Annotated in this window: 10 protein-coding genes; all 10 read left to right on the plus strand. The window is 69.1% G+C overall.

Annotation, left to right across the window (positions count from 1 at the left end; translation table 11 throughout):
• The first annotated feature begins 375 nt into the window (after nt 1-375).
• A complete protein-coding gene (fliF, locus tag ABAZ39_RS22020) occupies nt 376-2,040 on the plus strand; it encodes a flagellar basal-body MS-ring/collar protein FliF (protein WP_040134949.1) in 1,665 nt (554 codons plus the stop codon).
• Nucleotides 2,041-2,044: 4 nt separating this feature from the next.
• Complete coding sequence (locus ABAZ39_RS22025; protein WP_040134950.1) at nt 2,045-2,815, plus strand: FliH/SctL family protein; 771 nt, start codon at nt 2,045-2,047, stop codon at nt 2,813-2,815.
• Nucleotides 2,816-2,881: 66 nt separating this feature from the next.
• Nucleotides 2,882-3,211, plus strand: coding sequence for a flagellar motor switch protein FliN (gene fliN / locus ABAZ39_RS22030; protein WP_014198330.1), 330 nt, complete (start codon nt 2,882-2,884; stop codon nt 3,209-3,211).
• Nucleotides 3,208-4,074: a motility protein A gene (locus ABAZ39_RS22035; RefSeq protein ID WP_040134953.1), complete on the plus strand. Its 867-nt coding sequence runs from the start codon at nt 3,208-3,210 to the stop codon at nt 4,072-4,074. The genes fliN and ABAZ39_RS22035 overlap by 4 nt, the downstream gene beginning before the upstream one ends.
• Nucleotide 4,075: 1 nt before the next feature.
• Nucleotides 4,076-5,614: a sigma-54-dependent transcriptional regulator gene (locus ABAZ39_RS22040; RefSeq protein ID WP_040134955.1), complete on the plus strand. Its 1,539-nt coding sequence runs from the start codon at nt 4,076-4,078 to the stop codon at nt 5,612-5,614.
• 35 nt (nt 5,615-5,649) lie between these two features.
• Nucleotides 5,650-7,815 carry a flagellar biosynthesis protein FlhA gene (flhA, locus tag ABAZ39_RS22045; protein WP_040134957.1) on the plus strand — a complete coding sequence of 722 codons (2,166 nt, stop codon included), beginning with the start codon at nt 5,650-5,652 and terminating at the stop codon, nt 7,813-7,815.
• 43 nt (nt 7,816-7,858) lie between these two features.
• A complete protein-coding gene (locus tag ABAZ39_RS22050) occupies nt 7,859-8,920 on the plus strand; it encodes a flagellar biosynthesis protein FlhF (protein ID WP_014198326.1) in 1,062 nt (353 codons plus the stop codon).
• Complete coding sequence (locus ABAZ39_RS22055) at nt 8,917-9,711, plus strand: MinD/ParA family protein (RefSeq protein ID WP_014198325.1); 795 nt, start codon at nt 8,917-8,919, stop codon at nt 9,709-9,711. The genes ABAZ39_RS22050 and ABAZ39_RS22055 overlap by 4 nt, the downstream gene beginning before the upstream one ends.
• 7 nt (nt 9,712-9,718) lie before the next feature.
• Complete coding sequence (locus ABAZ39_RS22060; protein ID WP_040134961.1) at nt 9,719-11,788, plus strand: hypothetical protein; 2,070 nt, start codon at nt 9,719-9,721, stop codon at nt 11,786-11,788.
• A gap of 14 nt (nt 11,789-11,802) precedes the next feature.
• The gene (locus ABAZ39_RS22065; protein ID WP_051658354.1) at nt 11,803-12,165 is read left to right on the plus strand and encodes a hypothetical protein; all 363 of its coding nucleotides are present in this window, start codon (nt 11,803-11,805) and stop codon (nt 12,163-12,165) included.
• The last annotated feature ends 149 nt before the right edge of the window (nt 12,166-12,314 follow it).

Genomic DNA, 12,314 nt, shown 5'->3' on the forward strand with positions numbered 1-12,314 from the left:
GCTGCGATATTTACTACCTACGTCCAAACAAACCCTAGAAAGAGAATGGGTATATGCACGCAGATCATTCCTTCTTTCGAGGTAACTTTTAATTGCTTTCCTCGGAAACGATCGGACGGCCGCGCTTTTGTGGAGAGCCGCTTCGCCGTTTCTCGCCCATTGGTCGGCAAAGGAGCGTTGCAGGCGCGCACCGGTAGGCACAATTTGCCGGGCACTGGGCAATTTCTGCCCATGGATTAACACTCTCTTCATCAAGACAGCCCAGCATGCGCAAGAAAGCGGAGACCGGCGCGGTTTTTGCAAATTCCTTTTTTGCGTCTGCGAAATCAAGAACTTCCCGGAGATCCACCGGGGCATCCGATCGGGGACTAGCGCGTGAACAACCTTCTGCAGACCCTGCGCAATCTTGGTCCCGCGCGCCTGGCCGCCATCGGCGGCGTCGGCCTCCTCCTGATCGGATTCTTCGTCTATCTGATGACGCGCCTCTCCACTCCGGAGATGGAACTTCTCTACGCCGAACTCCAGCCCACCGAAGCCGCGGCCATCGCCAAGAAGCTGGAGGAGGCGAAGGTCCCCTTCACGGTCGACAAGACCGGCACGAAGATCATGGTCGCCGCCGAACAGGTGGGGCCGACCCGCATGCGGATGGCCGCCGCCGGTCTGCCGTCGGGCGGCTCGATCGGCTACGAGCTGTTCGACAAGGGCGAGGGCTTCGGCGCCACCAGCTTCATGCAGAACATCAACCACCTGCGCGCCCTGGAAGGCGAGATGGCGCGCACGGTGCAGACGCTGAACGGAGTGCAGAGCGCCCGCGTCCATCTGGTGCTGCCCAAGCGCGAGCTGTTCGCGCGCCAGCAGAATCCGGCGACGGCCAGCATCTTCATAAAGCTGCGCCCCGGCGCCCAGCTGTCGCGCGAGAACATCCAGGCGATCCAGCACCTGATCGCCGCCTCGGTGCCGAACCTCGATCCCAGCCGAATCTCCATCGTCGACGACAAGGGCACCCTGCTCGCCCGCGGCACCGGCAACGACAGCGCGGACGCCATGCTGGCCTCGGCGGAGGAGAAGAAGGTCGCCTACGAGAGCCGCATCGCCCGCATCATCGAGGATCTGCTGGGCCGCACCGTCGGCTACGGCAAGGTGCGGGCGGAGGTTTCGGCCGATCTCGACTTCGACCGCATCACCACGCAATCCGAAATCTTCGATCCGGAAAGCCAAGTCGTCCGCTCCACCCAGACGGTGACGGAGGCGAACGAGAGCCACGACCGCGACCCGCTGTCGCCGGTCACCGTGGACCAGAACCTGCCGACCGCGCAGTCGGGCAACAACGCCGGGCCGATTTCGCAGAACAAGCAGAACCGCAGCGAAGAGACGATCAACTACGAGATCAGCCGGACCACCAAGAACCATGTCCGCGAGTCCGGACAGGTGCGGCGCCTGTCGGTCGCGGTGCTGGTCGACGGCACCTACAGCCTGCCCAGGGACGGCAACCCGGCGGCCTACCAGCCGCGGCCGGAGCAGGAGCTGGAGAGCATCAAGGCGCTCGTCCGCTCCGCCGTCGGCCTCGACGCCGTGCGCGGCGACACGCTGGAAGTCATCAACATGCGCTTCTGGTCGCCGGAAGACGACATCCAGAAACCGGAGGAGCTGTTCCTCGGCATGACCAAGGACGACCTGTTCCGCATCGCCGAGATGGTCGTGCTGGGCATCGTCGCGGTCCTCATCATCCTGCTGGTCATCCGCCCGCTGATCACCCGCGCCTTCGAGAAGGCCGACCAGCAGGAGGAGGACGACATGGACCGCCTGCTGGCCGACCAGAGCGGCATGCCCGCCGCCCTGGCCGCGCCGACCGGCGCGCTGGCCCAGGATCTCGCCCTGGAGGCCGCCCAGGCCGACGAGGAGCTGGAGCAGATGATCGACATCAACCGCGTCGAAGGCCGCGTCCGCGCCTCTTCGCTGCGCAAGGTGGGCGAGATCGTCGAGAAGCATCCGGAGGAAGCGGTGTCGATCCTGCGCAACTGGCTGTATCAGGAGAGCTGACGCGATGAGTTCGGTCCGCAAATTCCTGTTCGACGAGTCCTTCGACGTGGACGCGCCGCCGCGCCGCCAGCATCAGGCCGACGACGACTATTTCGACAACATCCCCCTGCCGGAACCGGAGCCCGAACCGGAGCCGGAGCTGCCGCCCGAACCGCCGCCGCCGGTGTTCGGCGAGGCCGATCTGGCCGCCGCACGCGCCGCCGGCTTTGCGGAGGGCGAGACCGCCGGCAAATCGACGGGCTACGGCAAGGGCTTCGTGGACGGCAACAACGCCGGCCGCAAGGACGGCTACGAGCAGGCCCGCGTCGAGATCGAGGCGACGGTGCAGGCGCGGATCGCCAACGCGCTGGAAACCATCGGCAACGGCGTGCAGCATCTGCTGAACGAGCACTACGCCACCAGCGCCCAGCGGGCCGACCAGCCCGTGCACATCGCGCTGGCCATCGTCCGCAAGCTGATGCCGGAGCTGGCGCGGCGCGGCGGGCTGATGGAGGTGGAAGGGCTGGTCCGCTCCTGCCTGACCGACCTGATCGACGAACCGCGCCTGGTGGTGCGAGTCGCCGACGACATGGTGGACGCGGTGCGCGAGCATCTGGATCAGGTGATCGCGGCCCGCGGCTTCGGCGCCAAGCTGATGGTGGTGGGCGATTCCGGCCTCGCGCCGGGAAGCTGCCGGATCGAATGGGCCGAAGGCGGGGTGGAGCGCGACACCGCCGGTCTGCTCGCCCAGATCGAACGGCGGATGGCCGGCCTGCTGGAGGCGCCGCCGGGCTGACACCCCGGCGGACCGATCGCGGCGAACAGGATTTTTTTGAGGTTCTAAGGGCTTCTGGAGACTTCGATGGCCAAGGACAGCTTCTCCCTCGACGAGTTGGACGGCGGCGGCCGCAGCGACATTGCGGAGTATGAGACCGGCCTGGGTCCAGCCAAGGATCTGGAAGCGGTCTACGACATCCCCGTCCAGATCTCCGCCGTGCTCGGCAAATCGACCATGCAGGTCAGCCAGCTGCTCAAGCTCGGGCGCGGCGCGGTGGTGGAGCTGGACCGCAAGGTCGGCGAAGCCATCGACATCTACGTGAACAACCGTCTGGTCGCCCGCGGCGAGGTCGTGGTGGTGGAAGACCGGCTGGGCATCACCATGACCGAAATCATCAAGTCGGACCGCGGATGAGCCTCACACGAGACAGCGCTGAATCGTCCCGCCGGGGTGGGCGTTCCGCCCGGCCGCGCGGCGGGGTGGACATGGCGACGCTGGTCGGTCTGGCCGCCGCCGCCGTGGTCATCTTCGTCGCCATGGCGTCGGGCGGCAGTCTGCGCGCCTTCGTCGATCCGCCGTCGCTCATCATCGTGCTGGGCGGCACGCTGGCGGTCACCACCGCCTCCTTCTCGCTGCCCGACGTGGCCATCGCGTGGCGCGACGCCGGGGCGGTGCTGATCCATCGGACCAGCGACCCGCGCGGCGTGGCCCGGCAGGTGCTGCTGCTGGCCGAGGCGGCGCGGCGCGCGCCGGAGACGCTGCGCAACGTCCTGCCGGAACTGAAGCACGAGTCGTTCCTGCACCGCTCGGTCACTCTGGTGGCCGAGGGGCTGCCGCCCGACGACATAGAGCGGATGCTGATCGGCGAGGTCGAGGCGTCGGGCGCCGGCAAGGTCAAGAGCGCCGGCGTGCTGCGCCGCGCGTCGGAAGTGGCGCCGGCCATGGGGCTGATCGGCACGCTGGTCGGCCTCGTCCAGATGCTGGGCAGCCTGAACGACCCATCGAGCATCGGCCCGGCGATGGCGCTGGCCCTGCTGACCACCTTCTACGGGGCGGTGCTCGGCAACGTCGCGCTGGCCCCGCTGGCCGCCAAGGTGGAGCGGACGGCGGAGGAGGACGCGCTCGTCAAGACTCTCTACACCATCGGCGCGGTATCCATCGCGCGTCAGGAAAATCCGCGGCGTCTGGAGATGCTCCTGAACGCCGTTCTTCCGCCTGGAAAGCGGATTCAGTACTTCGACCGGGACTCCGACCGGGGTTCTCCGAGGGGAGCGTAAGATGCGTCTGCTGATCGTTGGAACGTTGGAAGGGTACATCACCGCCGCTGGCAAGATCGCCATGCAGCGCGGGGCGAAGGTGTCCCACACCGACAGCATCGAGGGCGCCCTGAACGCCCTGCGCGCCGCGGCGGGGGCGGACCTCGTGATGATCGACGTCAAACTCGACATCGCGACCTTCATCGAAAGCCTGAAGGCGGAACGGATCACCATTCCCGTGGTGGCCTGCGGCATCGGCACCGACGCCGCGGCGGCGGTAAAGGCGATCCGCGCCGGCGCCAAGGAATACATCCCCCTGCCCCCCGACGCGGAGCTGATCGCCGCCGTCCTGGAAGCGGTGGCGGAGGAAAGCCACGCCATCGTCTGCCAGGACCCGGCCATGCTGGCGACCCTGCGGCTGGCGGACCAGGTGGCGCCCAGCGACGCCTCGGTCCTGATCACCGGCGAGAGCGGCACCGGCAAGGAGCTGATGGCCCGCTACATCCACCGCAAGAGCCGGCGCTCCGACGCGCCCTTCGTCGCGGTGAACTGCGCGGCCATCCCGGAGAACCTGCTGGAATCGGAGCTGTTCGGCCATGAGAAGGGCGCCTTCACCGGCGCCGTCGCCCGCCGGCTCGGCCGCTTCGAGGAGGCCAACGGCGGCACCCTGCTGCTCGACGAGCTGTCGGAGATGCACCCGCGGCTGCAGGCCAAGCTGCTGCGCGCCATCCAGGAGAAGGAGATCGACCGCATCGGCTCGTCGCAGCCGGTCAAGGTCAACGTCCGTCTGGTCGCCACCTCCAACCGCAATCTGGAGAACGAGGTCCGCGCCGGCAACTTCCGCGAGGATCTCTATTTCCGGCTGAACGTCTTCAGCGTCGCCATCCCGTCCCTGCGCGAACGGCCGGCCGACATCCCGCTGATCGCTGACCATTTCCTGAAGAAATACGCGCAGGCCAACGGTCTGGGCGAGAAGCGGCTGTCGGACGACGCGCTGCTGATGCTGCGCGCCCATCACTGGCGCGGCAACGTGCGCGAGCTGGAAAACACCATGCACCGCGCCGTGCTGCTCTCCAAGTCGGAGACGGTCGGGCCGGACGCGATCATGCTGACCAGCCAGCTGCTCGCCCCGGAAGGGTCGGCGCAGGCGTCGATCCCGACCAACTCGCCGGTCGCCAACCCCTTCGCCGGGCCGGGCGGCACGGTGCCGCAGGCGCCGCGCGGCTATGGACAGCCGGCTCCCGGCTACCCGACCTCCTACGCGCCGCCGCAGGGCCACGCCGCGGGAGCGGCGGCCTACGGCAACGCCGGGGCGTCGTCCTATGGCAACGCCGGAGCGGCGTCCGGCGCCCCCGCCGTCCAGGGGCTCGTCGGCCGTACGGTGGCGGAGGTCGAGCGCGACCTGATCATCGGCACGCTGTCGCACTGCCTGGGCAACCGCACCCACGCAGCGAACATCCTGGGCATCTCCATCCGCACGCTGCGCAACAAGCTGAAGCAGTACAGCGAGGAGGGCGTGCCCGTGCCGCCGCCGGGCAGCGAGGAACGGGCGGCCTACTGATCCGCTGATCGGGGGAAAGGCGGAGGAGCGGCGGCATGGCACTGACCGAACACAATCCGGGGGCACGCGCGGGCGGCGGCGGCAACATGTCGGCGCTGACCGACATGGTGGCCGTCGCCAAAGGGGCGTTGAAGCGCGGCGACATCGTGATGGCGGCCGGCATCATGCTGATCGTCGTCGGGCTGATCCTGCCGCTGCCGCCGATGCTGCTCGACATGATGCTCGGGCTGAACGTCACCATCTCGGTCCTGATCCTGATGGTGGTGCTGTTCATCGAAAAGCCGCTGGAGCTGTCGGCCTACCCGACGATCCTGCTCATCACCACGCTGCTGCGCCTGTCATTGAACATGGCCTCCACCCGCCTGATCCTGACGCAGGGTCATGAGGGCACGGCGGCGGCGGGCCATGTGATCGAGGCCTTCGCCGGCTTCGTCATGGGCGGCGACTTCATCATCGGCGTGATCGTCTACGCGATCCTGACGATCGTGAACTTCAAGGTCATCACCGCCGGTTCGGGCCGCATCGCCGAAGTGGCGGCGCGCTTCACCCTGGACGCCATGCCCGGCAAGCAGATGGCCATCGACGCCGACCTGTCCGCCGGCATGATCGACGAGACCACCGCCCGCGCCAAGCGCAAGGAGCTGGAGGACGAAAGCGCCTTCTTCGGCTCCATGGACGGTGCGTCGAAGTTCGTGAAGGGCGACGCCGTCGCCGGCCTGATGATCATGTTCATCAACATCATCGGCGGCGTGTCGCTGGCGGTCCTGCGCTACGACATGCCGATCATGCAGGCGCTGGACACCTTCACCAAGCTGACCATCGGCGACGGCCTCGTCTCGCAGATCCCGGCGCTGGTCATCTCCATCTCCGCCGGCTTCCTGGTGTCGAAGGCCGGCACCGGCGGCTCCACCGACAAGGCGGTGGTCGGGCAGCTTACCAACCACGTCAGCGCGCTCGGCCTGTCGGCGGGCGCCATTGGCCTGCTCGCCCTGATGCCGGGCATGCCGATGCTGCCCTTCCTGCCGGTGGTCGCCGCCGTCGGGGCGGCCGCCTACTATCTGCCGAAGATGCGCGCGAAGAAGGAGGCGGAGGAGGCGGAGGCCGCCGCCGCCGAGGCCGCGGGCATGGGCGGACCGGGCGGCGGGGCCGCCCCGGTGGCCGACGAGCCGATCGCCACGGCGCTGGCCATCGACCTGATCCGGCTGGAGCTGGGCTACGGCCTGCTGTCGCTGATCAACCAGCCGCAGGCGGGCAGCCACCGGCTGACCGACCAGATCAAGGGCCTGCGCCGCCAGATCGCCGGCGAGGTCGGCTTCGTCATGCCCGCCGTGCGCATCCAGGACAACCTGCAGCTTCCGCCCAACGCATACATCATCCGCGTCAAGGAGATCGAGGCGGGGCGCGGCGACATCCGCCCGAACATGCTGCTGGTCATGGACCCGCGCGGCGAGGCGATGAGCCTGCCCGGCGAGCAGACGGTGGAGCCGACCTTTGGCCTGCCGGCCATCTGGATCGAGCCGGGCTACCGCGAGGAGGCGCTGTTCAAGGGCTACACGGTGGTCGACCCGTCCACGGTCATCACCACGCATCTGACCGAACTCATCAAGGACAACATGCCCGAGCTGCTGTCCTTCACCGAGACCCAGAAGCTGCTGGACGAGCTGGACAAGGAGCACCAGAAGCTGATCGCCGACGTGGTGCCGGCGCAGATCACTGTGGGCGGATTGCAACGGGTGTTGCAGAACCTGCTTGCAGAACGGGTTTCGGTACGCGATCTTGCCACCATTCTGGAGGGCGTGTCCGAGGCGGCAAGCCAAACCCGCAGCATCACGCAGATCACCGAGCATGTGCGCACGCGCTTGGCGCGGCAGATCTGCGACGCGAACATCAACGAGATGGGAGTGATCCCGCTCGTCACCCTGTCCCCCGAGTGGGAGCAGGCGTTCGCGGAATCGCTGGTGGGCGACGGCGACGACCGGCAACTGACGATGGCGCCGAGCCGGCTTCAGCAATTCATCACTTCGGTCCGCCAAACCTTCGAGCGACACGCCATGATGGGCGAGACCCCCGTCCTGTTGACCAGCCCGCTGATCCGTCCCTTCGTCCGCTCGATCGTCGAGCGGTTCCGGCCGGCCACCGTGGTGATGTCGCAGAACGAGATCCACCCCAAGGCGCGGATCAAGACCCTGGGGCAGATCTGATGCAGGCCATGACGAACCAGTGTGACGGGCGGGGAGCGAGCCGATGCGGCTGAAGTCGTTCCACGCCAAGTCCATGTCCGAAGCCATGCGCATGGTCCGCCAGACGCTGGGCGACGATGCCATCATCGTCGCCACGCGCGAGGAGGACGGCGGCGGCGTTCGCGTGACCGCGGCGGTGGAGGACGACGATCTGCTGATGGCGCAGGCGCGCACGGCCCAGCCGACCCGGACCGCCCGCCCCGTGGTGGTGGTCGAGGAGGAGCCGGAGATCGACGTGGGCGAGGTGGTGGCCGACGTGCTGCACCGCCACGGCGTGCCCGCGGCCCTGGCCGAGCAGCTGATCGACGCCGCCGCCGGGCTGGACACCGACGACCCCGCGCTGGCGCTGGGCGCCGCCCTCGATTCCATGTTCACCTTCAGCCCGCTGCAGGACCGGCGCGGCGGCAACAAGCCGCTGATCCTGGTCGGCCCGCCGGGCAGCGGCAAGACGCTGATCGTCGCCAAGCTGGCCGCCCAGGCGGTGTTCCGCAAACGCTCGGTCGGGGTGATCACCACCGACACGGTTCGCGCCGGCGGCATGGAACAGTTGGCCGCCTTCACGCGTCTGATGAAAATCAAACTGGCGACGGTGGAGGACCCCGACGCGCTCGCGGGCGCGTTCGAGGTCAGCCGCGGCGCCGACGTCGTCCTGGTGGATACCGCCGGGCGCAACCCCTACAACCGGGAAGACATGGCCGACCTCAAGGCCCTGCTGTCCGCCGGGGTGGCCGAGCCGATCCTCGTGCTCCCCGCCGGGCTGGACGCCATGGAAGCCGCCGACATCGCCCAGTCCTTCAAGGCGCTGGGCGTGCGGCGGATGCTGATCACCCGGCTCGACATGGCGCGGCGGCTGGGCAGCCTGCTCGGCACGGCGCATCGTTCGCGCATGGCCTTCTGCAACGCCAGCGTTTCCTCCAAGGTGGCCGAAGGGCTGACACCGCTGAACCCGGTGGCCTTCGCCCGCCTGATGATGCCCGCCGAGGACAAGGCGGCGCGCAACCGGCCCAAGCCGGCGGCCCCTGCCAAGACCAAAGCCGTTCGTTCTTCGTCGAGGACCATCCCATGACCGATCCGGTGTTTCCGGCCGCCCTCAAGAACGTTCACCCGCTGCGCGGTGCCAACGTCATCGCCGTGGCCAGTGGAAAGGGCGGCGTCGGCAAGACGTGGTTCTCGATCACGCTCGCCCACGCGCTGACCAAGATGGGCAAGAACTCGCTGCTGTTCGACGGCGACCTCGGCCTCGCCAACGTCGACATCCAGCTCGGCTTCCAGCCCAAGAACGATCTCGGCGCGGTCATCAACGGCGACGTGACGCTGGGCCGCGCGGCCCAGCGCTACACCGAAGGCGGCTTCGACATCATCGCCGGCCGCTCCGGCTCCGGGACGCTCGCCCAGTTGCCGAGCCAGCGCCTGTCCGGCTTGCGCAACGACCTGATGGAGCTGGCGCGGCGCTACGACTGCGTCATCATGGACATGGGCGCCGGCGTCGACCGCACGGTGCGCACCCTTTCCGGCCCGGCCGGGACGACGCTGGTGGTGACGACGGACGAGCCGACCTCGCTGACCGACGCCTACGCCTTCATCAAGCTGACCCACGCCACCAACCCCACCGCCGACCTGCGCGTCGTGGTGAACATGGCGCAGAGCGTGAAGGACGGCGAGCGCACCTACGGCACCATCCTGAAGGCCTGCCAGAACTTTCTGAAATACAAGCCCGCGCTGGCCGGCATCATCCGCCGCGACCTGAAGGTGCGCGACGCCATCCGCAACCAGTCGCCGCTGCTGACCCGCTCCCCCAGCTCCGACGCTGCGCGGGACGTGCTGGCCATCGCCCAGCGGCTTCTGAACGGCCAGTAAGGCCGGGATGGGGGGCGTCCTCCCTCCCACGACCGCTGGTGCGCCCGCCACCCCCGCGGCGGCGGCCACCCCCGCGCCCGCCCCGGTGGTGGTCGCCGAGGGCACGGTCAAGGCGCTGCCGGAGCGGTTGCAGGACATCGCCCGCCCGGTGGTGCTGACCGGCACCGTCGTCGGCACCACGCCGGAGGGCCTCGCCCGCGTGCGCACCCAGGCCGGCGAGGTGCTTGTGCAAACCCCGACGCCGCTGCCCGCCGACAAGCCGGTGACGCTCCAGATCACCCCGGCGCAGGTGCTTCTGGAACAGGCCCAGGCCGCGTCGACCGACCCCGCCGCGACCTCCCCCGCACAGAGCCTCGCGGCGAAGGTTCTGGTGCTGACCCAAGGCACCCCCTCGACCACCACACCAAGTGTGCCGACCTCCGGCGGGCCGGCGCCGGCCGTTCCCGGCCAGACCGGAGCGACGTCTCCTCAGGGTTCGGCCCCTCAGGGTTCGGCGACACCGGTGGTGATCCTGCCCAGCCCGGCGTCCACCACGCCGATGGTGGGACCGGCGGGTCAGGCGCTTCCCCTGCTGCTGCCAGGCACCATCGTTCCGGCACTGGTCATCGCCGCGGCGCCGAAGCCCCCGGCTCCGCCCAGTGCGGCCCCTGCCCTGCCCGGCCAGCCCTCCGCCACACCGGCGGCGCCCCCCCTTCCCATCAGTGACGGAGGCAACGGCCAAGCCCCGGCACCGACACAGGCCGGCCAGCCCAACACGACCCCCGCCCCTTCGCAGGCGCCGCCCACGCCTTCGGGCACATCGCCGCTCCCTGGCAAGCCGATGCTCGACACCACGGTGGAACTCGGCGGCGACGCGGCGCATCCCGGCGGGGACCTTCCGGAAGCCGCCTCCCCCACGAGACCAACCCCCGCGAAGCCTGTGGGGGAACCGGTCCTGACCCAGGGCGGCACCGTCGCCCTCAAGATCCTGACCGTCACTCCCCCGCCGGACCAGCCGCAGGCCGCCCCGCCGGACGACGGGTCTCCGTCACCGGACGGCCAGGGCGCCGGTAACCCGCCCCGCAAGGACGGCGCTCCGTCCCAACCCGCTTCTCCACCCCCGGCAGCCCCGCAATCCTCCCCCGCTCCGCCGCGCGGCACCGCGGCCCCGTCCGCATCGCCCACCATGCCCGGCGCGGCCCCCGGCATCTCCCCGGTGACACCGGAAACGCCTGATGGGCCGGTGCTGAAGGGCACGGTGGCCGGCAGCACGCCGCAGGGCCAGCCGATCCTCGCCACGCCGCAGGGCATGCTGACGCTGAACGTCCAGGCGAGCCTGCCGCAGGGCAGCGCCGTCACCGCCGCCCTGACCGACCCGGCCAAGGCGCTCCAGACCGCGCCGCCCCCGCTCGCCGCGGAACCGGGACTGCTGAGCGAACGGGACTGGCCCGCCATGCGCCAGCTCCTGAGCGCGCTCGCCGGGGTGGACCGCTCCGCCGCGCAGGCGCTGATCGGCACGGTGATGCCGCAGCCGAACCGCAAGCTGGGCGCGGCGATGAGTTTCTTCCTGTCGGCGATCCGCGGCGGCGACGCCCGCGGCTGGCTGGGGGAGGACGCCGCCTCCGCCCTGGAGAAATCCGGCCAGGGGAGCCTGCTGTCCCAGCTGGAGCGCGAATTCCGCAGCCTTCAGCAGCAGGCGGGCGATCCGCTGCCCGGCGACTGGCGCCCCTACACCCTGCCGATGATGGACGCCAACGGGCTGCTGCCGATCAAGCTGCACATCCATCCGATACATTCGGAAGAGGACGGAAAGACGGGCCGAAAGGGCGGCGACAAGGGAAGCCGCTTCCTGCTTGACCTGGATCTCAGCCGTCTCGGCCCGATGCAGCTCGACGGGCTGGTGCAACCCAACCGGTTCGACCTGATCCTGCGCAGCCACACCCCGCTGACCCCGGAGATCCGCCTGGACCTGATCCAGATTTTCGCGGACAGCATCCGCGCCGTGGGCTACATCGGCGGCCTGTCCTTCCAGTCCGGCGCCAAATGCTGGGTCAAGCTGACCCGGACCGGAGCGGGCGGCAGCAGCTACACCGCCTGACGAGCCTGGACGCCATGCACCGCCGCGAACTTCTGGCCACCGCCGCCAACCCGGACGCCCGCCACGATTATCTGGTGGAGCTGCACGGGGAACCGGCGCCCGGCACCCGCCTGACCCTGCGCTACGTCCCCGACCGCGCGGTTGCCACGCCGGACGGCGTCGCCGCCTATTTCGGCGCCCTGTCCGGCACCGCGGCGGCGGCCGGTCCGGAATCCCTGGCCGTCGCCGTGCTCGACGATCTGAACAACGAGCTGATCCCCCGCTGGGTGGAGATCACGGTGGAGCGGACCCTGCCCGTCCCCCAGCGCGTGGTCATCGAGGACCGCCAGCCCGGTTGGGACAACCCGCATCTTTTCGCCCGAATGCGGCGCGTCTGATCCTCCGATCCCCGTCTCGCCCGTCGTCCGGCATGGCTGCACCGCGCCAAGTCACAGCTTTCGCCGCTTGATTTCCTCAACCCGCATGAGAATAAAGCGGGTCGGCCGGTGCGTGGATGAGTCCGTTGAAACGTACACGAATATTGAGG

Source organism: Azospirillum argentinense (assembly GCF_000632475.1).
Taxonomy (GTDB): Bacteria; Pseudomonadota; Alphaproteobacteria; order Azospirillales; family Azospirillaceae; genus Azospirillum; species Azospirillum baldaniorum.